This is a genomic window from Mycobacterium sp. 050134 (assembly GCF_036409085.1).
Classification (GTDB): domain Bacteria; phylum Actinomycetota; class Actinomycetes; order Mycobacteriales; family Mycobacteriaceae; genus Mycobacterium.
Genome location: NZ_JAZGLV010000069.1, coordinates 1 through 595 on the forward strand (window position 1 = coordinate 1; position 595 = coordinate 595).

Sequence of the window (595 nt, forward strand, 5' to 3'; positions counted from 1 at the left end):
GCGGCGCCGCAGGCCCCGCGACAGGCGAGCCGTCAGCTAGACGAACCATTCCGGCAAGCCGATCGGCCACGTACTTTTGCAGCTCTGCGTTGACCGTCAGCTTGGCCGCCTTGGGCCGGCGCCCCATCAACTCGGCCTTCCATTGGGCCACCGAGGCCCGATACGCCAACGTTCCACTGCGGGTGGCGGCATTGCGCCGCAGCTCCCGCGAGATCGTCGACGGTGCCCGCCCGATCCCACGGGCGATCTCACGCACACCGACCCCCTGAGCTTTGAGCAGCGCGATCTCCTCACGCTCGGCAAACGATAGATATCTCCCGGATAACGCATTGAGCTGCATCGATGGCATGCCGCCACGATCTCTGAACCAACGCGAACCCACCGGTCCCGACACGCCGCACGCTAGGGCCGCGTCCTCACTGGTCAGCCCCTGCGCGATCTTCACCCAGAACAACCGCTCCAGATCTCGACGGATCGGTGGACATCCCGGCGAGCGCATCGCCGGCCGCCCCGTCACCGTAATCATCCATCCCTCAGGCCTGCCCATCGGACACCTCCACACTTCGAGGTGTTGCGACGATCAGTTGAATTCACC

General features: G+C 65.4%; 1 protein-coding gene. It reads right to left on the reverse strand.

The window, feature by feature from the left end:
- A partial coding sequence (locus SKC42_RS27435; RefSeq protein ID WP_330967369.1) for a helix-turn-helix domain-containing protein occupies window positions 1-526 on the reverse strand: 526 nt, incomplete at its 3' end.
- Window positions 527-595: the final 69 nt, after the last annotated feature.